This is a genomic window from Microbacterium sp. Bi98 (assembly GCF_918698045.1).
GTDB lineage: Bacteria > Actinomycetota > Actinomycetes > Actinomycetales > Microbacteriaceae > Microbacterium.
Genome location: NZ_CAKKLK010000002.1, coordinates 100,526 through 120,051 on the forward strand (window position 1 = coordinate 100,526; position 19,526 = coordinate 120,051).

The 19,526-nt window shown below is 66.7% G+C and carries 22 protein-coding genes, 1 tRNA gene and 1 other RNA gene; 9 read left to right on the plus strand and 15 right to left on the minus strand.

Annotated elements, in window-relative coordinates; genetic code table 11:
* Position 1 precedes the first annotated feature (1 nt).
* On the minus strand, positions 2-775 hold the full coding sequence (locus LQZ85_RS04235; RefSeq protein ID WP_056279039.1) for a CoA transferase subunit A: 774 nt from the start codon (positions 773-775) through the stop codon (positions 2-4).
* Between the two features lie 106 nt (positions 776-881).
* Here LQZ85_RS04235 and LQZ85_RS04240 point away from each other — a divergent pair, with 106 nt between their 5' ends.
* Genes LQZ85_RS04240 through LQZ85_RS04250 form a run of 3 tightly spaced genes read left to right on the plus strand, consistent with a single transcriptional unit; the run spans position 882 to position 3,367 of the window.
* The gene (locus tag LQZ85_RS04240; RefSeq protein ID WP_230100564.1) at positions 882-1,667 is read left to right on the plus strand and encodes an IclR family transcriptional regulator; all 786 of its coding nucleotides are present in this window, start codon (positions 882-884) and stop codon (positions 1,665-1,667) included.
* A gap of 39 nt (positions 1,668-1,706) precedes the next feature.
* On the plus strand, positions 1,707-2,144 hold the full coding sequence (locus tag LQZ85_RS04245; RefSeq protein ID WP_230100565.1) for a MarR family transcriptional regulator: 438 nt from the start codon (positions 1,707-1,709) through the stop codon (positions 2,142-2,144).
* Complete coding sequence (locus LQZ85_RS04250; protein ID WP_056278628.1) at positions 2,141-3,367, plus strand: MFS transporter; 1,227 nt, start codon at positions 2,141-2,143, stop codon at positions 3,365-3,367. Before LQZ85_RS04245 ends, LQZ85_RS04250 begins: the two co-directional genes overlap by 4 nt.
* 99 nt (positions 3,368-3,466) lie before the next feature.
* Here the strand turns inward: LQZ85_RS04250 and LQZ85_RS04255 are convergent, their stop codons facing one another.
* Together LQZ85_RS04255 and LQZ85_RS04260 are read right to left on the minus strand one after the other, a co-directional pair.
* Positions 3,467-3,877: a protease inhibitor I42 family protein gene (locus tag LQZ85_RS04255; protein WP_157538163.1), complete on the minus strand. Its 411-nt coding sequence runs from the start codon at positions 3,875-3,877 to the stop codon at positions 3,467-3,469.
* A gap of 110 nt (positions 3,878-3,987) precedes the next feature.
* Positions 3,988-4,060 (minus strand) — tRNA-Lys (locus LQZ85_RS04260).
* Positions 4,061-4,205: 145 nt separating this feature from the next.
* Here LQZ85_RS04260 and hisN point away from each other — a divergent pair.
* Together hisN and LQZ85_RS04270 are read left to right on the plus strand one after the other, a co-directional pair.
* Positions 4,206-5,003, plus strand: coding sequence for a histidinol-phosphatase (gene hisN, locus LQZ85_RS04265; protein ID WP_056278626.1), 798 nt, complete (start codon positions 4,206-4,208; stop codon positions 5,001-5,003).
* Positions 5,004-5,024: 21 nt separating this feature from the next.
* Positions 5,025-5,588 carry a hypothetical protein gene (locus LQZ85_RS04270; RefSeq protein ID WP_056279038.1) on the plus strand — a complete coding sequence of 188 codons (564 nt, stop codon included), beginning with the start codon at positions 5,025-5,027 and terminating at the stop codon, positions 5,586-5,588.
* Between the two features lie 3 nt (positions 5,589-5,591).
* Here the strand turns inward: LQZ85_RS04270 and LQZ85_RS04275 are convergent, their stop codons facing one another.
* The gene (locus LQZ85_RS04275) at positions 5,592-5,906 is read right to left on the minus strand and encodes a hypothetical protein (protein ID WP_056278625.1); all 315 of its coding nucleotides are present in this window, start codon (positions 5,904-5,906) and stop codon (positions 5,592-5,594) included.
* An 88-nt stretch (positions 5,907-5,994) separates the two neighbouring features.
* Here LQZ85_RS04275 and LQZ85_RS04280 point away from each other — a divergent pair, with 88 nt between their 5' ends.
* The gene (locus LQZ85_RS04280; protein WP_230100566.1) at positions 5,995-6,849 is read left to right on the plus strand and encodes a transposase; all 855 of its coding nucleotides are present in this window, start codon (positions 5,995-5,997) and stop codon (positions 6,847-6,849) included.
* Between the two features lie 125 nt (positions 6,850-6,974).
* Positions 6,975-8,339, plus strand: a complete 1,365-nt coding sequence (locus LQZ85_RS04285) for a DUF1524 domain-containing protein (protein WP_230100567.1) — start codon at positions 6,975-6,977, stop codon at positions 8,337-8,339.
* Positions 8,340-8,442: 103 nt separating this feature from the next.
* Here the strand turns inward: LQZ85_RS04285 and ssrA are convergent.
* Positions 8,443-8,812, minus strand: a transfer-messenger RNA (tmRNA) gene (ssrA, locus tag LQZ85_RS04290).
* Between the two features lie 131 nt (positions 8,813-8,943).
* On the opposite strand from ssrA, the gene LQZ85_RS04295 reads away from it, so the two are divergent.
* Positions 8,944-9,615 (plus strand): SIMPL domain-containing protein, encoded by a 672-nt coding sequence (locus LQZ85_RS04295; RefSeq protein WP_056278529.1) that lies wholly within the window; start codon positions 8,944-8,946, stop codon positions 9,613-9,615.
* Positions 9,616-9,639: 24 nt separating this feature from the next.
* Here LQZ85_RS04295 and hflX read toward each other — a convergent pair whose 3' ends face one another.
* Positions 9,640-11,151, minus strand: coding sequence for a GTPase HflX (gene hflX, locus LQZ85_RS04300; protein WP_053095845.1), 1,512 nt, complete (start codon positions 11,149-11,151; stop codon positions 9,640-9,642).
* Between the two features lie 68 nt (positions 11,152-11,219).
* Between hflX and LQZ85_RS04305 the strand changes: the two genes are divergently transcribed.
* Complete coding sequence (locus LQZ85_RS04305; protein WP_053095844.1) at positions 11,220-11,861, plus strand: methyltransferase; 642 nt, start codon at positions 11,220-11,222, stop codon at positions 11,859-11,861.
* An 18-nt stretch (positions 11,862-11,879) separates the two neighbouring features.
* Here LQZ85_RS04305 and LQZ85_RS04310 read toward each other — a convergent pair whose 3' ends face one another.
* The 9 genes from LQZ85_RS04310 to LQZ85_RS04350 form a co-directional block, all read right to left on the minus strand.
* Positions 11,880-12,530: an HAD family hydrolase gene (locus LQZ85_RS04310; protein ID WP_056278527.1), complete on the minus strand. Its 651-nt coding sequence runs from the start codon at positions 12,528-12,530 to the stop codon at positions 11,880-11,882.
* A complete protein-coding gene (gene dapF / locus LQZ85_RS04315; RefSeq protein WP_053095842.1) occupies positions 12,530-13,402 on the minus strand; it encodes a diaminopimelate epimerase in 873 nt (290 codons plus the stop codon). Before dapF ends, LQZ85_RS04310 begins: the two co-directional genes overlap by 1 nt.
* A 22-nt stretch (positions 13,403-13,424) precedes the next feature.
* On the minus strand, positions 13,425-13,901 hold the full coding sequence (locus LQZ85_RS04320; protein WP_056278525.1) for a GNAT family acetyltransferase: 477 nt from the start codon (positions 13,899-13,901) through the stop codon (positions 13,425-13,427).
* A complete protein-coding gene (locus LQZ85_RS04325; protein ID WP_056278524.1) occupies positions 13,894-14,421 on the minus strand; it encodes a dihydrofolate reductase family protein in 528 nt (175 codons plus the stop codon). Before LQZ85_RS04325 ends, LQZ85_RS04320 begins: the two co-directional genes overlap by 8 nt.
* 58 nt (positions 14,422-14,479) lie before the next feature.
* Positions 14,480-15,418, minus strand: coding sequence for a tRNA (adenosine(37)-N6)-dimethylallyltransferase MiaA (gene miaA / locus LQZ85_RS04330; protein WP_056278521.1), 939 nt, complete (start codon positions 15,416-15,418; stop codon positions 14,480-14,482).
* A 32-nt stretch (positions 15,419-15,450) separates the two neighbouring features.
* Entirely contained in the window at positions 15,451-16,998 is a 1,548-nt protein-coding gene (gene miaB, locus LQZ85_RS04335; RefSeq protein ID WP_056278519.1) for a tRNA (N6-isopentenyl adenosine(37)-C2)-methylthiotransferase MiaB, read from the minus strand.
* Positions 16,999-17,085: 87 nt separating this feature from the next.
* A complete protein-coding gene (locus LQZ85_RS04340) occupies positions 17,086-17,661 on the minus strand; it encodes a regulatory protein RecX (protein WP_056278517.1) in 576 nt (191 codons plus the stop codon).
* Positions 17,662-17,967: 306 nt separating this feature from the next.
* A complete protein-coding gene (recA, locus tag LQZ85_RS04345; protein WP_056278514.1) occupies positions 17,968-19,011 on the minus strand; it encodes a recombinase RecA in 1,044 nt (347 codons plus the stop codon).
* A 285-nt stretch (positions 19,012-19,296) separates the two neighbouring features.
* Complete coding sequence (locus LQZ85_RS04350; RefSeq protein WP_053095835.1) at positions 19,297-19,521, minus strand: DUF3046 domain-containing protein; 225 nt, start codon at positions 19,519-19,521, stop codon at positions 19,297-19,299.
* Positions 19,522-19,526: the final 5 nt, after the last annotated feature.

A 19,526-nucleotide genomic window follows, 5' to 3' on the forward strand; every position in this document is an offset into this window, starting at 1 on the left:
GTCAGACTCCTTCCGGCGTGACGGTTCGACGTTCGATGCGCTTCGGGATGTCGGTGCCGACCTCGACGACGCGGTGCACGAAGACACCCGGCAGATGGACGCGGTCCGGATCCAGCTCCCCCGGTTCGACGAGCTGCTCCACCTGCGCGATGCAGATTCGTCCGGCCATCCCCGCGAGGGGGTTGAAGTTGCGCGCCGCCTTGTTGAAGATCAGATTCCCGTGCCTGTCCCCCGCCAGCGCATGCACCAGCGCGAAATCGGTGGTGATCGCCTCTTCGAGCACATACTCGCGCGGCCCTGCCGCGGTGTCGAAGGTACGAACATCCTTCGCCGGAGACGCCACCGCGATGCTGCCGTCGGGGTTGTAGCGTCGCGGGAGCCCACCCTCGGCGACCTGCGTGCCGACGCCGGTCTGGGTGAAGAATGCGGCGATCCCAGACCCTCCCGCCCTGAGCTTCTCGGCGAGGGTTCCCTGCGGTGTCAGCTCGAGCTCGAGTTCGCCGGAGAGGAACTGCCGTTCGAACTCCTTGTTCTCCCCGACGTAGGACGAGGTCATCTTGCGGATCCGGCGAGCGGCGAGCAGGATGCCGAGCCCCCAGTCGTCCACTCCGCAGTTGTTGCTGACGATGCTGAGCCCGCTCGTGCCCCGGGCGAGCAGTGCGTCGATGAGCGCAGTCGGATTCCCGGAGAGCCCGAATCCTCCGACGGCGAGAGACGCACCGTCCTCGATGTCTGCGACCGCTTCTTCGGCGCTCGCCCACTGTTTGTCGATCACGCATGCTCCTTCGAATGACGCCCGTTTCTTCAGCATCCACTCTCCGGCATCCTCGAGGGAAGAACACTCTTGCGATGTGGACACATCAACGCATAACGTCCACATTATGGAACCCTCCGCCTCGATCCCCGGAACGCAGGCGATCGCGCGCGCCGCGAAGCTCTTGAGGCTCGTGACCTCCAGCGGCCACGACGGTGCGTCGCTCCAGGAGCTGTCCGCGTCCGCCGGGTTGTCCCGCTCGACCGCGCATCGCCTGCTCTCCGCACTTCGCGCCGAGGGTCTGGTCGACCGCGACGAGTCCACCACTCGCTGGATGCCCGGGCCGGAGCTCTATCTCATGGGATCCGTCGCCGCAGCCCGCTATGACGTGACTGCACTGGGGCGTGATATCGTCCGCTCGCTCGCGGTCAAGACCGAGGAGAGCGCCTTCCTCTCGGTGCGCCGTGCCGATGAGACGGTGTGCCTCGTCCGCGAGGAGGGCTCCTTCCCGATCCGGTCATTCGTGCTGAGCGAGGGCGTGCGGTTTCCACTCGGCGTAGCAAGCGCCGGGCTCGCCATCCTGGCATTCCTCCCTGACCACGATGTGGACGCCTATCTGGAACGTCATCCGGAGCTCGAGGCCAATTGGGGCAGATCTCACGGCGCCGCACCTCTGCGAACACGGCTGGCCGAGACGAAGGAGAGAGGCTATGCGGTGAATCCGGGGCTGATCGTGGAGGGCAGCTGGGGTCTCGGCGCGGCGGTCTTCGATCGCTCGGGTCGACCGGAATGGGCCTTGAGCCTGACCGGCGTGGGATTCCGCTTCGGCCCTGATCGGATCGGCGAGCTGGGCAGGACGCTCCTCGCCCATGCGCACCAGCTCTCGGCTCGGATCGCGGGGGCTCGGCGCTGACCCGGACTTATACATACCAGTGGGTATATACTTTCTGGTATGAATCGTCAGGATGTCATCCCCTCGCTCGTGCTCTCCGGGTATGCGCTCGGCCGGATCGCCGCACAGGACGCCGGCAATGATGCGCCTGCCGCGCAGTGGCGAGTGCTGAGTCTGCTCGAGCAGTCCGGGCCCAAGCGGGTCGGAGAGCTCGCGGCAGCCGCACGCACGACCCAGCCCGGGATGACCCGGCTCATCGGGAACCTCGAGCGCGAGGGATTGGTCCTTCGCTCCCCCGTCGCCGAGGACTCTCGCGCGACAGCCGTCGCCATCACCGTGGCCGGGTCCCGCGCGCTGCAGTCATGGCGCGAAGAGTTCCGTGACACGCTCGCCCCTCGCTTCGCCGACCTCGACGGCGACGAATGGAGCATCCTGACGCGCGCCGCCGAGATCCTCGCGGCGCACACCACCACCGACTCGACAGGAGCAGCAGCGTGAACACCCCCGCCACCTCAGTGTGGAAGCAACCAGCCCAGGTCTGGGCCGTCGCCTTCGCGTGCGTCGTCGCATTCATGGGCATCGGACTCGTGGATCCCATCCTCCCCGCGATCGCGGAATCCCTGCAGGCGACCCCGTTCGAGACGGAGCTCCTGTTCACGAGCTATCTCGCGGTCACCGGTCTCGCGATGCTCGTGACCAGCTGGATCTCGAGCCGCATCGGCGCCAAGAAGACGCTTCTGATCGGGCTGGCGCTCATCGTGGTGTTCGCCCTGCTCTGCGCGCTCAGCGGCAGCGTCGACGCGGTCATCGGCTTCCGCGCAGGATGGGGTCTGGGCAACGCGCTGTTCATCTCCACCGCTCTCGCGACGATCGTGGGCGCGGCGTCGGGGGGCAGCTCAGCTGCGATCGTCCTCTACGAGGCAGCCCTCGGGCTCGGTATCGCCATCGGTCCGCTTCTGGGCGGCCTGCTGGGCGAGCAGAGCTGGCGCGCCCCGTTCTTCGGAGTGGTGGTGCTCATGGCGATCGCCTTCCTCGCCGTGCTCGTGCTTCTGCGCGGACCCGAGGACAAGCGCGCGCCCATCCCGTTCTCGGCACCCTTCAGGGCCCTGGGTCGTCCTGCGCTCGCGATTCTCGCGATCGCGGCCTTCTTCTACAACATCGGCTTCTTCATCCTGCTCGCGTTCTCGCCGTTCCCTCTGGGCTTCGGGGCCATGGGGATCGGCTTCACGTTCTTCGGCTGGGGCCTCGCCCTCGCCATCACGAGCGTCTGGGTGGCTCCCCTGCTCATGCGCCGGATGTCCCGCACGAGCGTGATCCTCACCGTCCTGCCGCTTCTCGCCGTGGATCTGATCATCGCCGGCCTGCTGGTCGAATCCGCCACTGCGCTGGTCGTGTGCATCGTCATCGGCGGACTGCTGCTGGGTGTGATGAACACCGTGCTCACCGAAGCGGTGATGGAGGCGACGGACCTGCCCCGCTCGGTCGCATCGTCGGCGTACTCGTCGGTGAGGTTCCTCGGCGGAGCCATCGCGCCGCCCCTCGCAGCGGCTCTCTGGCACGCGTTCAACGCGACGATCCCGTATCTGGTCGCCGCTCTCGCCGTGCTCATCGCAGCGGCGACGATCTTCTGCGGCAGGAAGATCCTCGCGCACATCGACGACGAGCCCGACGACGCCGCGATCGAGGACGCGCAGGCCATCCTGCTCGGCGACGCCGGGTGACACGCCAGCCTGCTGCGTTCGATGCCGTGGGGCGATGAGCGAGCTCTCAGAGCGCAGCAGGCCCACCGGCGGCGCTGTCATCGCAGTCGCCTGATCGACCTACTTGACGGTGACCGTGATCTCCGCGGTCTTCTGGTCGTCGAGGTCCTCGGGAACGGCGCCGCGGAATCGGTACTCGAACTGGATCACGGTGGTTCCCTCACCCACGGGCGCGAAGCGGTAGGTGAGCGCGCTCGGCGCTCCGGTCTCACCCTCCTCGCCCAGGTACCGCGACCGCTCGTCGCCCGGTCCGAGAACCGCCGGATCGGGCTCCCGCGTCAGCACCCACTCCTCACCGACGGTGGGATTGATGTCACCGAAGTCGACCACGAGCGCCTCATCCGGGGCCAGCGTCACCGAGGAGGCCGTGTAGTCGATGCTCGTCTCGAGCCCAGCCGAGCATGCGGTGAGCGGAAGACTGCAGACGGCCACGATCGCTCCGACTGCGAATCTCTTCACCCGTGCGCGCATCGCCACCCCTTAGCGTTTGCATCAAACTAGCGCACGGAAAGCGATGTCGGCGGCATCACCGCGACGCAGAAAAGCCCCGATGACTGGCGAGAGTCATCGAGGCTGATCCGTGCACCCCCTCGGACTTGAACCGAGAACCCACTGATTAAGAGTCAGTTGCTCTGCCGATTGAGCTAGAGGTGCGTGGCGCGGTATTCCCCGGCCGAGGAATTACATTACCAGCCGATCGCCGCGGTGCGAAATCGAGTCGGGTCCCACGTGTTCGCCGCGCGTGTCGCCCCGTGTCACGAGCCCTCGGGCCCCCGGGCGGGGCGGTTATCCTGGAGATGTGACCGCCTCCCCCCGCGTCGACGACTTCTCTCGCGACCTCGCACTCGCCCTTCGACTCGCCGACGCCGCAGATGCGCAGTCGCTCCCCCGGTTCGACAGCTCCGACCTGGAGATCTCGACCAAAGCGGACAATTCTCATGTCACCGATGCGGACCTCGCCACCGAGCGGGCGATCCGCGCCATCCTGTCGACCGAACGGCCCGATGACGGCATCTTCGGCGAGGAGTTCGGCGCTGAGGGCAGCACCCATCGACAGTGGATCATCGATCCCATCGACGGCACCGCGAACTTCCTCCGCGGAGTGCCGCTGTGGGGCACGATGATCGCCCTCGCGGTCGACGGCGTACCGCAGGTCGGAGTGGTCAGCATGCCCGCGATCGGACGCCGCTGGTGGGCGGCGTCAGGGTCAGGGGCATGGACGGCGACGGATGCCGAACCGCGCCGGGTCTCGGCATCCTCCGTGTCGTCTCTCGATGACGCGAGCGTGAGCTTCCAGAGCATCACCCAATGGGCTGAGTCCGGTCACCTCGACCAACTGCTGAAGCTGGCCGACCGGGTATGGCGCGACCGTGCCTACGGAGACATCTACGCCTACATGCTCCTGGCCGAGGGGCGGATCGACATGGTCGCGGAATTCGGCGTCAAGGAGTACGACGTCGCGGCCGCAGTCCCGATCGTGCGCGAGGCGGGCGGTCGGATGACCGGTTTCGACGGCGCAGAGACGATCTCCGACCTCTCGGCGCTCGCCACCAACGGCATCCTCCACGACGCGTTCCTCGCACTTCTGCACGACTGACCCCCGATGAAGGCACGCGCGATGAACCGCTTCACCTCCGCCGCACTCGGTGCGCTCCTGCTCACCGTCGCGCTCGTCTCCTGCGCAGCGACGCCCGAGGGCGCGCCGTCGCCCACGCCCGACTCGCCGAAGCCCTCCCCCACGGCGACTGCGGAGCCGGCAGCCACTCCCACACCCTCCGCGGCGGTGGAGCCAGCCTGCGACACGATCGTCTCGGCCGGAACCGTGCAGGCACTCACCGATCAGGGCTGGACCTTCGAGGAGAAGGAGTTCGTGGTGGGTGGCGTGACGCTCGCCGACGGGCTCCTCTGCTTCTGGGCCGACTACAGCGTCGCCTCAGATCACGGTCAGCTCTACGGGTGGTCGACGATCAGCGCTGAAGACGCCACTGCTGCACAGACCTCCCTCCTCGGAGAGGGCTGGACCCGCGAGGACGGCCCCGACGGCATCTACATCACCGAGAACCCGCAGTTCGCGATGGGCACCGACGAAGACGGCTACGGCATGACGTATCTGTTCGGCGACGGCTGGGTGAAGTTCGCGGACACGCGCCAGGGCCTCATCCTGATCGAGTGGGCCGGCTGACGCTCACTCGACCGGAGAATCGATCACCTCGTCGACGAGGAGGATGCCGCCTGTCGAGTTCACCGACTGCATCAGATCGTCGATCCACCGCGGGTTCAACTGAGGCTGCTCCGGCTCGTCGAAGGTGAAGCGCAGCGGGATGGACGGATGGATCCAGATGGTGGATCGTCCGCCGGGCTCTCCCTCGGGATGACGCCATGACAGGGTGAAGCTCTCCTGACGGCGGAGCTTGGTCGCGATGACGATCTTCAGATGCGCGAGTGATCGATCCTCGATGTGGATCGGAACGTCCGACGCGCCATAGAACAGCGTTGCCATGCGAACCAGAATACTGGCACAGGTGGCACGGACTGCGCATCTGAAGAGGCAGGGAGGAGCTCATCCTGCGCGGTGTATCGTCGCACGCATGGACTCCCCGCTCGCTGACATCGCAGTGGAGCTGTACACAGGGTCACCTGCAGAGTTCGTGAGCGCACGCAACGCGCGCGCCGTCGAGGCCGACGACGCGGGCCTCGCCGCGCAGATTCGCGATCTGAAGAAGCCGTCGGTCGCCGCCTGGGTGGTCAACGTCTTCGCACACGAGCGCGCCGCGCAACTCGGAGAAGCGCTTCAACTCGCCGAAGAGCTCCGCGAAGCTCAGGCGGACCTGGATGCTCGCGCGCTCGCGCAGCTCGGTCGCGACCGCCGCGCCCTCACGAGCCGACTCGCGGCAGATGCCGCTGCGCTCGCTGAAGCGCGCGGACAGCGCGTCACGGCTTCGACGAGAGAGGCGGTTCAGCAGACCATCAGCGCGGCCTTCTTCGATCCCACTGCGGCCGCCGCCGTCGCCTCGGCGAGGCTCGTGCGCGAGCTGGAACCGGCCGGCACGTTCGCCGACATCGCCGACACCCTCGTGGGTGGAGGCGCACCCGCACCGCCCGCGATCTCGCCCACACCCGTCGACGAGGTGCGGTCACGCAGAGAGCGACGGGACGCGGAACGGGCCGTCAGAGGAGCCCAGAAGGCTCACGACACTGCGGCACGCGAAGCGGCGACGGCCGACCGAGCACTCCGCGATGCTGCGGTGAGGATCGAAGCCCTCACACGTCGTGAGCGTGAACTCGAAGCTGACCTGGCGAAGGTCCGACATGAAGCGAAGCGCGCGCGAGAAGACGCCGAGGAGGCGGAGGCCGAACAGGAATCGCTCGCGCAGCGAGTGCGGGAGTCGGAAGAGCATCTCCGCACCGCAGAGGACGCTCTCGACCGGCTCACCACCGGCTGACCACCGACGCGGGAGGACGTGTCAGCGGACGCACGCGCCGTCGAACGACCTCGACAGCGTACCGGTATTCTGTGTGTATCCTGAGCGCGAGGCTCCACGGCGGAGCCGATTTCACAGGGAGTGGCATGCGCAATCGGTTCCTGAGTGCCATCCTCGTCGCGACCGCGGTCGTCGCAGGCTCGCTCACTCCGTCAGCGGCGGTGGCAGCGCCTCCGCCAGCGGCGGATTGGGTACCCGTCGGCACGCTCCTCGATCAGCTGCGTGTCGAGGCTCCGTCCACCGTGAAGTACGACCGCGACCTCTTCTTCGAAGGCGCGGATCTCGACGGGGACGGATGCCGCACCCGTCAGGAGGTGCTGCTCGAGGAGTCCGACATTCCGACGACCGTCACCGGCGCGTGCACCGTCACTGGAGGTCAGTGGTTCTCCTACTACGACAACGTCACGCACATCGACCCCGCCGCGATCGAGATGGATCACCTTGTCGCGCTCAAGGAAGCGTGGGCGTCCGGCGCGTGGGCCTGGACCGACGCGCAACGACAGAGCTACTCCAACGACCTCGACGACCAGCGCACCCTGACCATGGTCACCGCCGCCGTGAACACCGCGAAGGCCGACAAGGATCCTGCATCCTGGTTGCCTCCATACCGGCCGATGCGGTGCACCTATGTCTCCGAGTGGGTCGCGGTGAAGTGGCGGTGGAACCTGTCCGTCGACCCCGTCGAGAAGAGCGCCATCCAGACGCTCCTCCAAGAATGCGGCCCCCAGTGGGACGCCTGGATGCCGGCGACGCCCACCGTCGGACGGCCCTCCGCGCCGCCGATGCCAGACCCCGTCGGCGTGTACCGGTTCTGGAGCCCCGTCTACCAGGGGCACTTCTTCACCACTGACCCGACGGAGCGCGATCAGATCATCGCCCGTTGGCCGAACGTCTGGACCTACGAGGGGCAGCGGTACACCGCGTTCACGACCCAGGTCGCCGCAACCATCCCGCTCTACAGGTTCTGGAGCAGCACGTACTCGGGGCATTTCTACACCGCAGACCCCGCCGAGCGCGCGGCTGTCATCGCCAAGTGGCCGAACATCTGGAAAGACGAAGGGATCGCGTACTACGTCTACCCGGCCGACTCCACGCAGGCCGGCACCGTTCCCGTCGCGCGGTTCTGGTCGAACTCCGCGGCTCATCACTTCTACACCGCGGACGCGGCCGAACGAGATGCAGTCCTCGCCAAGTGGTGGCGGGTGTGGATCTACGAAGGCGACAACTTCCGAGTACCGTCCTCAGGCATCCCCGTCCCTCAGCCGCCTCAGCAACCTCAACCGCCTCAGCAACCGGGGAACCCCGGGGACACGCGGAATTGCACGGACTTCGCGAACTACGCTGCAGCGAAGGAATGGTTCGACCGGTTCTACCCCTACTACGGCGACGTCGCAAAGCTCGACTTCGACAACGACGGCATCCCCTGCGAGACCCTGCCTGGCGCGCCGTAGGCCGAGCCTGAGCCGCGTCGATTCCCGATCACGCACACAAAAGACCCGCCTCCCTTCGTGATCTTCACCAGGGAGGCGGGCCTTCTTGCTTGTGACAGCGACGTGGTGGAGCTGGGGGGAATCGAACCCCCGTCCAACGCTGAGTCTCCACGCCTTCTCCGGGCGCAGTCTGTGAAGACGTTCTGCTCGGCTCCGACCTTTGTCACAGACACCTAAGTCGACGAGCCCAGCCTGGGAAGAGTCCCACGTGACGTCCAGACGCCATCACGCAGCAAGATTCCTAAATGACGCCAGGATCCGTATCGGAATCACATACGGCCTGACGGACTATCGGGCTCGCTTATGCAGCGAGGGCGAAGTCGTTGCGCTTGGTTTCGGCAACTATTTTTTTGCAGAGAGCGTTTACGAGATAACTCTGCATCCTCGGCCCGCTTCTCGTGGATTCACAGGCGCTGTCGAAACCGATCAGCCCCGTGGTCCTTCTCTCGAAGGAGCCGCTGTCACTCTGTGTACTTATCATCCCGGGAACCGGAGTCCCCGAGCCTCACAGACTACAACGTTCGCGAGGCCTTCGCCATTCCATGCCCTGGCGTAGAGTCACGACATGAGCGAAGTCACCGTCACCGTCCGCGGCGATCACGAGGCGCGAGTTGCGCCCGAGCGCGCCACCATCCACGTCAGTGTCCGCGCCGACGGCGCCGACCGCGCAGGAGTGGTCGATAGCGTGATGCATCTCACCGAGCCGGTGCGCGAGAGCATCACCGCGCGGCTGGACACGGGCATCGTCGTCGACTGGTCCAGCAAGCGGTTGTCCGTACGCGCCGAGCGCCCGTGGAACTCGGAGGGCACGCAGCTCGCGCCCGTTCACTACGCCGGCGTGGATCTGACTGCGACGTTCGCCGAAGCCTCGGCGCTCTCGCTCTGGGTGTCCGAGGTCTCGGCATGGGACGGTGTCGAGGTCGGCTGGGTCGACTGGCACCTCACCGCCGAGACGAGGTCCCGGGTCGAACGGGAGGTCGCGGCGCAGGCCGTCGGAGCGGCCGTGACGCGCGCGCAGGCATACGCCACAGCGCTCGGACTCGGTTCCGTCGTTCCCGTCGAGATCGCCGATGTCGGGCTGATAACCCCCGCGCCCGTTCAGCCGCTCGCGGTCATGCCCAAGATGCGCGGGGCGATGATGCAGGAGTCCCAGGACGTGGGCGGGCCGTCAATGGACTACGAACCCGACGAGATCGTCATCTCCGCAACGGTCGAGGCGCGATTCGTCGCGCGCTGAACCGCGCCCCGCACCGCAAAGCGGTCAGGCGTCGATCGCGAACGGCGCCAGATCGGCGGCGAGTCGCTCGGACACACGCGCGTGCACGACTGTGCCCTGCTCGCTGTGGTCCACCGCCAGCAGCATCCCGGTCTCGTGGATCGCCGCGACCAGATCACCCCTGTCATAGGGAACAACCGCGTGCACCTCCACGGCCGGCTTCGGAAGCGCCTCTTCGATCGCCGCTCGAAGCTCTTCGATGCCCTCGCCCGACCGGGATGAGACGAAATGCGCCGTGGGCTCGAGGCCTCGCAGCACGAGACGCTCGTCGTCGTCGATCAGATCGGCCTTGTTGAACACCACGAGCTCGGGCATATCACGCACACCGACGTCGCCCATGACGTCCCGCACGGTCTGTAGTTGACCGGCGGGATCGGGGTGAGATCCGTCAACGACGTGCAGCACGACGTCGGCGTCGCCGACCTCTTCCAACGTGGATCGGAAAGCCTCGACGAGCTGGTGCGGAAGGTTGCGGACGAAGCCGACGGTGTCCGTCAGCGTGTACACACGCCCGTCCGACGTCTCCGAGCGGCGGACCGTCGCATCCAGCGTCGCGAACAGTGCGTTCTCCACGAGCACCCCTGCGCTCGTGAGAGCGTTGAGAAGGCTCGACTTGCCGGCGTTGGTGTATCCGGCGATGGCCACGGAAGGAATCGTGTTGCGCTTGCGCTCGGCACGCTTGGCCTCTCGCGCCGGGCCGAAGTCACGGATCTGCCGACGAAGGAGCGCCATCTTGGTGCGGATGCGGCGACGGTCGAGCTCGATCTTCGTCTCACCGGGGCCACGGGAGCCCATTCCGGCACCACCGGCACCGACCTGGCCACCCGCCTGACGGCTCATCGAGTCACCCCAGCCGCGCAGGCGCGGCAGGAGGTACTCGAGCTGCGCGAGTTCGACCTGGGCTTTGCCCTCACGGCTCTTGGCGTGCTGGCTGAAGATATCGAGGATGACGGTGGTGCGGTCGATGACCTTGACCTTGACCACGTCCTCGAGAGCTCGTCGCTGGCTGGGGGCGAGTTCCGTGTCGGCGATCACGGTGTCCGCGCCCGTGGCCGCCACGATGTCCTTCAGCTCCTGCGCCTTGCCGCGCCCGATGTAGGTCGCGGCGTCCGGGTGCGGTCGCCTCTGCAGAACGCCATCGAGGACGACGGCTCCTGCGGTCTCCGCGAGGGCTGCGAGTTCGCGGAGCGAGTTCTCCGCGTCTTCCTGAGCGCCCTGCGGATACACGCCGACCAGCACCACGTTCTCGAGCCGGAGCTGGCGGTACTCGACCTCCGTGACGTCTTCGAGTTCTGTGGAGAGACCGCCGACGCGCCGCAGCGCATGACGATCCTCGAGGTCCCACTGGTCGCCGTCCGAGAACGCGTGTGACGCGGTGGACTGGTCCTGCAGCGCCTGAGCGGCGCCGAACACTCGTGCCTCCGTCCGCTTCTCCGCATTCGCGAGAACGCGATCGACTGCTTCGTCACCTGTGGAGTGTGTGCTGGTCTCCGTCATCCGTCCCTTATCTCTGGGTTTTGTTGCGAGCCTTAACCTTAGCCCGCGCTGTCCGCTACGCTCACGGTATGGGGTCCGACCATTACTTCACCGCGGCCCCGGCAAGCCCCGAGAACCTGCGATCGATCCGTGTGACGCTCGCAGGCCGAGAGCTGGACGTCACCACTGCTGGCGGCGTCTTCAGCCCGGATCGGCTGGATGCCGGTACTGCCGTCCTTCTCGCAAACACGCCTCCGGTTCCGCCGGGAGGCCATCTTCTCGACCTCGGAAGCGGGTGGGGACCGGTCACGCTGTCGATGGCATTGGCCGCGCCCCATGCGACCGTATGGGCGGTCGATGTGAACGAGCGGGCTCTGGATCTCGTGCGTCGCAACGCCGCAGCTCATGGTCTCAAGAATGTCAACGCCTCACTGCCCGAGGATGTTCCCGCTGACGTGACTTTCCGCTCGATCCGCTCGAATCCTCCGATCCGCGTCGGCAAGAACGAGCTTCACGGCCTGCTCGAGAAGTGGATCCCCCGCCTCGACGAGCGCAGCGACGCGTGGCTCGTCGTGCAGCGCAACCTCGGCGCGGATTCGCTGCAACGGTGGATCGGCTCGACGTTCCATCCTGGTTTCAGCGTGCACCGCACCGCGACCTCCAAGGGCTATCGCATCCTCAAGGTGCGCAAGCACGGCACCCCACCCACCGAGCCGATCGCTCTCGTCTGACGTCTCGCCGCAGCGACATCAGCGACCGAGAAGGTCGGGAAGGTCGCGCATGTCGGCGAACACGACGGCTCCTTCCTGTTCGAGCCACTCGGCCGGGGTGAGCCCGCCGGCGTAGCCGTATACCCGCATCCCGGCGGCTCGAGCGGCGCGGACGCCGAACCGGCTGTCCTCGACCACCGCGCAGTGTTCGGGGTGCACCCCGAGCCGATCTGCGGCGTGCAGAAAGAGATCCGGGGCGGGCTTACCGACGACCACGTCATCCACGCTGAAGATCCTTCCCTGGAATCGCGGAAGGAGACCGGTCATCCCGAGCGTTCTCCGGATCTTCGCATGGGTACCGCTCGAAGCCACGCACGTGGCCGTCACGATCTCGTCGAGTGCGCGCTCGACGCCGTCCACCGCGATCAGCTCAGCGAAGGCGGCGACGTACCACGGCTGATAGGTCGCCTCCCAGTCGTCGGGAAGCGGGCTCCCGAGGTACGACTCGATCTCCGAGCGGAAGTAGGCGGCAGAACGTCCGACGAACCGGTGCACGATCTCGTCCGAGGACAGTTCCCACCCGAGATCGGCGAGTACCCGCCGGTCCACCTCGATCGAGAGCCGCTCGCTGTCGACGAGGACTCCGTCGCAGTCGAAGATGACCAGATCGATCGGACCGGTCGCGCCCATCAGATCAGGTCGACCTCGCCGCTGAACACGAGCTGCGCGGGGCCGGACAGCGCGACGTGCTCGCCGTCCTCCGCGGGGAACATGCGCACGCCGAGCGTGCCACCCGGCACCTCGACCCGCCAGTTGTCGGGCGCCTTCGCACCTGCCCAGTAGCGCACCGCCAGAGCTGTGGCCGCCACACCCGTGCCACAGCTGAGGGTCTCCCCCACACCGCGCTCGGAGACGCGCATCGAGACGTGCCCGATCCCGTCCCGCACAAGCGGCTCACCTGGGACGACGAACTCGACGTTCGCACCCGCGGGCGGGGTGGGTTCGAGCACCGGAGCACGGTGGAGTTCGAGTGAGGCGAGTTCCGCCTCGGATGCGAGGGCGACCACCACATGAGGATTCCCGACGTCGATGCCCAGCCCCGGGCGCGTGACGGGGAGCCCGTCCGCCGTGACAAGAGGGTCGTCGCCGGAGAGCTTCCACAGGCCGAGATCCACCTGATATCCCGTCTCACTGCGGGTCACGTCGCGCACGCCCGCTCGGGTTCCGATCGGGAGCGTCGAGCCGGGCTGGATCGTGGCGAGCCCGGAGCGCACGAGATAGTGCGCGAAGACGCGGATGCCGTTGCCGCACATCTCGGCGATCGATCCGTCGGCGTTGCGGTAGTCCATGAACCATTCAGCTGCCGGCTCCTCAGCGAGTGACGCCCGCCCGTCCACGATCGCTGCAGAGCGCACGACACGAAGGATGCCGTCGGCTCCGATGCCGCGGTGCCGGTCACAGAGCACTGCGACCTGTTCCGAGCTGAGTTCCAGTGAGCCGTCGGGGTCGGCGATGATCACGAAATCGTTGCCCGTACCGTGCCCTTTGGTGAATGCGACCATTCGTCCAGTCTAGAGATCTCGGCTAGGCGTCGACGATCAGGCGTCTGCCCGTGTTCGACACGGAGAATCGTTCGTAGCCCAGGTCGTCGTAGAAACCGAGGACGCCTTCGTTCCCCTCCCTGACCATGAGCTGCACCTTCGGGCAGCCCATGGCGACGAGAAGCCGTTCGGCCTCGCGCACGAGTGCTCTCGCGATCCCTCGTTGGCGGTGCGACTTGGCGGTCGCCAGGTAGTAGAGCCAGCCGCGGTGTCCGTCGTAGCCGGCCATGACCGTCCCGAGGATCGGTGCCGAGCTCGATTCGGGCTCGGTGCTCTCGACGACCAGAAACAGCTCCGGCTGCACCGTGAGCTTGCGCTCGATGTCGAGCCGCGGATCGTTCCACGGGCGCGTGAGCCCGGCCTCGTCCCAGAGCGCGACAACCGCCTCGGTGTGCGCCCGGTCGAACGCCCGGACCGGCCAGCTCTCGACTGCGCGCCGAGGGGCTGACGCCTCAGCCACGGCGCACGCGGTAACGCCCGCACATGAAGTTGCGGTTGCGAGCCACCTCGAGGAGCTCGAGGTCCAGCATCCGCGGCAACAGGGGTGCCCCGGATCCGAGAGTGACCGGCGCGTACTGCACCCACACCTCATCGAGAAGACCCGCATCCGCGAACTGCCCGGCCAGGTCTCCGCCACCGACGACCCACAGATCCTTGCCGCCGGCGGCAGTGACCATCTCGGAGTGAACGGCGGTCACATCGCCCTGCGCCTTGCGGACGTCGGCGCCGACGGGAATCTCGAGCTCCCTGTGCGTGAACACCCAGGTCGGCTGCTCGTAGCCCCAGCGCCCCTCTTCGTGCTGCATGACCCAGTTGTAGGTCGATGCCCCCATGGCCAGCGCCCCGATCGTCTTCTCGAACGCCCCATAGGACATCGGTCCTTCGGCGTCGATGTCCTGCTTGAGGAGCCAATCGAGGGAGTGCTGGTCAGTCGCGATGAAACCGTCGAGGCTGCTCGCCGTGTAGAAGTGGGTGGCCATGCATCCACCTTCTCATCGGTCACCGACATCGCGCGATGGCGGTGAGGGAGATGTCGACTCAGGACTCGACGAGTGCCGTCGCGTCGACCGGGGGTTCGTGCCAGGTGAGACCCGGATACCGCTTGAACCAGGACACCTGACGTCGGGCATACCGACGCGTGAGGGCCTGCGTCTCGGCGATCGCCTCGTCTTGACTGAGCCGCCCGTCGATCTGCCCCAGAGCCTGGGAGTAGCCGATGGCACGCTGCGCAGTGACGCCATCCTCGAGCCCTTGCCGCCGGAGCCCCGCCACCTCGTCGACGAGGCCTGCACGCCACATCTGTTCGACCCGTGCGTCGAGCCGTTCGACGAGGACGCTGCGCTCGACATGGAGACCGATCAGTCGGGTGTCCGCCTGCCAGAGCGACGGCTGTTCCGGCAGAGCGGCACCGTGCGTGGCGCTGCCCTGCTCGAGCACCTCGAGGGCGCGGATCACCCGTCTCCCGTTGTGGGGGTCGACGCGCGCCGCCGTGGCCGGGTCGAGCGCTCTCAGCCGGTCGAGCATCGCCCCCGCACCCTCGTCCTCGAGCTCGCGTTCGAGCCGAGCGCGGATGACCGGGTCGCGCGGCGGGAAGGCGAAGTCGAAGACGACGCTGGAGACGTAGAGCCCGGAGCCGCCGACGAGGATGGCGTCAGCACCACGGCGCTGGATATCGATGATCACGGAGCGCGCAAGAGGCTGATACCAGGCCACCGCCGCTTCCTCGTCGACCTCGCGCACGTCGAAGAGGTGGTGCGGAATGCCGCGTCGTTCAGCAGCGGCGAGCTTCGCCGTGCCGATGTCCATTCCGCGGTAGAGCTGCATCGCATCGGCGTTCACGATCTCGGCTGCGTTGCCCCGCCGGCGCAGCGCCTGGGCGAGATCGAGCGCGAGATCGCTCTTGCCCGTCCCCGTCGCGCCGACGACTGCCCAGAGCCGCGGCGCATCGTGCGTGCCGCCCGGCTCCGTACCCGTCATTCCTTGGATACCGGCTTCGTCGCGAGCAGCGGTCACCTGCCGACGCGCAGCGTCGGCAGGCCGAGAGACACCGCCCGCGTGCCGTCGGGCGCCGCAGGCGCCGGCACGGCGCACGATTCCGCCTGGGCGCGATCCCAGGCGTCCCCACCGCGCGTGCGACGGATCTTGAGCGGGGAGCCCGTCGGGTCATCGGCGAGCAGGTGGAACGGAGCCGCATGGGTGATGGTCACCGAGACGACGTCACCGGGCCGGGGAACAGCCGACCCCGGGGTCACCTCGAAGTGCACGAGGCGATTGTCTTCCCCCCGGCCGGTCAGCCTATGCGTCTCGGCGTCCTTCTTGCCCTCGCCCGTCGAGACGAGGACCTCGACCTCGCGGCCGATCTGCTTCTGGTTCTCTTCGAGCGAGATGCGCTCCTGCAGCGCGATGAGCCGGTTGTAACGTTCCTGCACGACGGCCTTCGGAACCTGGTCTTCCATGGTCGCCGCCGGTGTGCCCTCGCGGATCGAGTACTGGAAGGTGAAGGCGCTCGAGAAGCGGGCCTGTTCGACCACCCGCATTGTGTCCTCGAAGTCCGCCTCGGTCTCACCGGGGAACCCGACGATGATGTCGGTGGTGATCGCGGCATGCGGAATGCGATCACGGACGCGGTCGAGGATTCCGAGGAACCTCTCACTGCGATAGGAACGACGCATGGACTTGAGGATGCGATCGCTGCCGGACTGCAGCGGCATGTGAAGCTGCGGCATCACAGTGGGAGTCTCAGCCATCGCGTCGATCACGTCGTCGGTGAACGCAGCCGGGTGAGGACTCGTGAAGCGAATGCGCTCGAGTCCTTCGATCTCGCCCGCCGCGCGCAGGAGCTTGCCGAATGCCTGGCGATCGCCGAACTCCACGCCGTAGGAGTTGACGTTCTGTCCGAGCAGGGTGACCTCGATGGCACCGTCCTCCACGAGGAGGCGGATCTCGTTCAGGATGTCACCCGGACGGCGGTCCTTCTCCTTGCCGCGAAGACTCGGAACGATGCAGAAGGTGCACGTGTTGTTGCATCCGACCGAGATGGACACCCACCCGCTGTGCGCAGAGTCACGCTTGGTCGGGAGCGTCGAGGGAAACACCTCGAGCGACTCGAGGATCTCCAGCTCGGCGTCACCGTTGTGTCGCGCTCTCTCGAGAAGGCCGGGAAGCGACCCCATGTTGTGCGTGCCGAAGACCACATCGACCCATGGGGCCTTGTCGAGAACGGCTTGCTTGTCCATCTGGGCGAGACAGCCCCCGACGGCGATCTGCATGCCGTCCTTGCGGCGCTTCACCGAAGCGAGCTGACCGAGGGTCCCGTAGAGCTTGCCCGCGGCATTGTCGCGAACTGCGCACGTGTTGATGATCACGACATCGGCCTCGGCGCCGTCCGTGGCTCGGACGTATCCCGCACTTTCGAGCGAGCCCGAGAGACGTTCGGAATCGTGGACGTTCATCTGGCAGCCGAAGGTGCGGACCTCGTACGAACGCTGGCGCCCGTCACGGTCGAGTGCGGCTGACGACGACGCGATGATCGTCGGTTCACTGCGCGGGATAGTCATGATCTCCCCATTGTACGAGCGGTTCCCCCCTCGCTGCCGCTGCCGCTGACCGGCCGGCGCCGGGCGAGGTGCGCGCCCTCCCCGGTGTCAGTCCGAATCGACGAATCGGACCCGCGACGACGAGCCGGAAGATTCCTCGGCGAGGGCCGTCTTCGCAGCCGTCATCGCGATGGAACCGTTGTACCCGCGACGTGATAGCTGACCGACGAGGCGTCTCAGAGCAGTATCCGGGTCGAGGCGGGACATCGATCGTGCTTTCGAGCGAGCGTACTCGAGTGCGCGCTCCGCGTCGTCGTCGGGAACATCGCCCAATGCCGCGTCGATCACATCGCGGGGAATCCCCCGCTGCGAGAGCACCCGCGAAAGAGCGACCCGCCCCTGTCCTTTTCGCTCGATTCCCGACATCACGAGCTGATCGGCGAGAACCGCGTCATCGAGGTAGCCGCGGCGACAGAAGTCGTCGATCACGTCGTCGATCGACCCGGAGTCGAGCCGGACGCCGTTCTCTTCGTAGCCCCTGAGCACCATCCGCGCCTCGGACAACGAGAGCGATCGAGCCCTCAGCTTGCGCACGAGAAGCTCCTCGGCGTCGACGCGCAGCTTCGACGGATCGACGCCGCTCTCATCTGCTGAGTCGTCGTCGTGTGGTTGCAGTGCACGCAATCGGGGTGCAGACCGAGCCGCAGCGCCTCGAGCAGGATGCCGTTCGCTGGGCCCACGAGAGTCGACGAGTGGAGCTGGAGCCGAGTCGCCGGTGGATGCGACTCCCACCGCCGTCGATTCCACGAGGCCTGCGTCTTCCGCGGCGCGGCGGGTACCTGCATCGGACCCGACAGAGCTTCGATCGACCGGCTTCATCCGCGCGGAATCACGGCCGAACAGAGGGATGATGGGGGCGAGCTCCTGAGGCTCGCCCCCGCCATCACTCATGGTTCGCTCCGGTTGCGCCACAACCGCGAACCATCACGATCATGCCGGGCGGCGCTCGGCGAGCTCGTCAGCATGTGCCTCGGTGGCTCCTCCGATGCCGAGCTTCTGCTTGATCTGGGTCTCGATCGCCAGCGCGATGTCGGGGTTCTTGAGCAGGAACGTTCGCGCGTTCTCCTTGCCCTGTCCCAGCTGGTCACCGTCATAGGTGTACCAGGACCCGGACTTCTTGACGATGCCGTGCTCCACACCGAAGTCGATCAGGCTGCCCTCACGGGAGATGCCGACGCCGTAGAGGATGTCGAACTCAGCCTGCTTGAACGGCGGAGCCATCTTGTTCTTCACGACCTTGACCCTCGTACGGTTTCCGACTGCGTCGGTGCCGTCCTTCAGAGTCTCGATTCGGCGGATGTCCATTCGGACGGACGCGTAGAACTTCAGCGCCTTTCCACCCGCGGTGGTCTCCGGCGAGCCGAAGAAGACACCGATCTTCTCTCGCAGCTGGTTGATGAAGATCATCGTGGTGTTCGTCTGGTTGAGCCCACCGGTGAGCTTTCGCAGCGCCTGAGACATCAGACGAGCCTGCAGACCCACGTGGGAGTCACCCATCTCGCCCTCGATCTCGGCTCGAGGCACGAGCGCGGCCACGGAGTCGATGACGATCAGGTCGATCGCCCCGGAGCGGACGAGCATGTCCGCGATCTCGAGCGCCTGCTCACCCGTGTCGGGCTGCGAGACGAGAAGGGCGTCGATGTCGACACCGAGCTTCGCGGCGTAGTCAGGGTCGAGCGCGTGCTCGGCGTCGATGAAGGCAGCGATTCCGCCAGCGCGCTGAGCGTTGGCGATCGCGTGGAGGGTGAGCGTCGTCTTACCCGACGACTCAGGACCGTAGATCTCGACGATTCGTCCACGCGGCAGTCCTCCGACGCCGAGGGCGACATCGAGAGCGATGGAACCGGTCGGAATGACGGCGACAGGCGCACGCTCGTCGCTGCCCAGTCTCATGACCGAGCCCTTTCCGAACTGACGATCGATCTGGGCGAGGGCGGTCTCGAGGGACTTCTCGCGGTCAGCGGGTGATGGCATGACGTGCTCCTTATGCTCGCGTGGTGCCGCCTGTAGGCTGTCGCGGTCCTCCCGGCTGGGCGGAACTCTCCGACAAGGCGTATGGCTCTTCGGCTTGTTCTTCACCGTAGGAGGAGCCTCCGACATTGCGTCGTCAGCACCGCGAAACAGGGAGAGAAACGTCTCTGAACCACTTGTGCAGAAGACTACGCCCGTTTCGAACACATATTCGACGACACGCCGTCTCGGCGTGTCGCAAATCGAAACCGCCTCGAACGCGGCCCTCGCCGCGAACGCCTCAGAGGGTCATCGCTTGCGCGGCTCCAGACGACCTGCACCGTGTCGCCGCTCCAGGGGGACATCCGTCTCGGCGCACAGCGCCAGCCAGATCTCGCGCGGTGCGACGCCAGCGTCCAGCGCTTCGTCGGCAGTGCGCCCGGCGAGCTGAGTCAGAACGAGGTCGCTGATCAGAGATGACCCGCGACCGCCGAATTCCGCATCGACTGCGCGGAGGAACTCACTACGTCGCATCAGAG

Coding starts and splice junctions, on each gene's coding strand:
- LQZ85_RS04240 (WP_230100564.1), top strand. CDS start 882: ATGGAACCCTCCGCCTCGATCCCCGGAACGCAGGCGATCGCGCGCGCC.
- LQZ85_RS04245 (WP_230100565.1), top strand. CDS start 1,707: ATGAATCGTCAGGATGTCATCCCCTCGCTCGTGCTCTCCGGGTATGCG.
- LQZ85_RS04255 (WP_157538163.1), bottom strand. CDS start 3,877: ATGCGCGCACGGGTGAAGAGATTCGCAGTCGGAGCGATCGTGGCCGTC.
- LQZ85_RS04270 (WP_056279038.1), top strand. CDS start 5,025: ATGAACCGCTTCACCTCCGCCGCACTCGGTGCGCTCCTGCTCACCGTC.
- LQZ85_RS04275 (WP_056278625.1), bottom strand. CDS start 5,906: ATGGCAACGCTGTTCTATGGCGCGTCGGACGTTCCGATCCACATCGAG.
- LQZ85_RS04280 (WP_230100566.1), top strand. CDS start 5,995: ATGGACTCCCCGCTCGCTGACATCGCAGTGGAGCTGTACACAGGGTCA.
- LQZ85_RS04285 (WP_230100567.1), top strand. CDS start 6,975: ATGCGCAATCGGTTCCTGAGTGCCATCCTCGTCGCGACCGCGGTCGTC.
- LQZ85_RS04295 (WP_056278529.1), top strand. CDS start 8,944: ATGAGCGAAGTCACCGTCACCGTCCGCGGCGATCACGAGGCGCGAGTT.
- hflX (WP_053095845.1), bottom strand. CDS start 11,151: ATGACGGAGACCAGCACACACTCCACAGGTGACGAAGCAGTCGATCGC.
- LQZ85_RS04305 (WP_053095844.1), top strand. CDS start 11,220: ATGGGGTCCGACCATTACTTCACCGCGGCCCCGGCAAGCCCCGAGAAC.
- LQZ85_RS04310 (WP_056278527.1), bottom strand. CDS start 12,530: ATGGGCGCGACCGGTCCGATCGATCTGGTCATCTTCGACTGCGACGGA.
- dapF (WP_053095842.1), bottom strand. CDS start 13,402: ATGGTCGCATTCACCAAAGGGCACGGTACGGGCAACGATTTCGTGATC.
- LQZ85_RS04325 (WP_056278524.1), bottom strand. CDS start 14,421: ATGGCCACCCACTTCTACACGGCGAGCAGCCTCGACGGTTTCATCGCG.
- miaA (WP_056278521.1), bottom strand. CDS start 15,418: ATGACGGGTACGGAGCCGGGCGGCACGCACGATGCGCCGCGGCTCTGG.
- miaB (WP_056278519.1), bottom strand. CDS start 16,998: ATGACTATCCCGCGCAGTGAACCGACGATCATCGCGTCGTCGTCAGCC.
- recA (WP_056278514.1), bottom strand. CDS start 19,011: ATGCCATCACCCGCTGACCGCGAGAAGTCCCTCGAGACCGCCCTCGCC.
- LQZ85_RS04350 (WP_053095835.1), bottom strand. CDS start 19,521: ATGCGACGTAGTGAGTTCCTCCGCGCAGTCGATGCGGAATTCGGCGGT.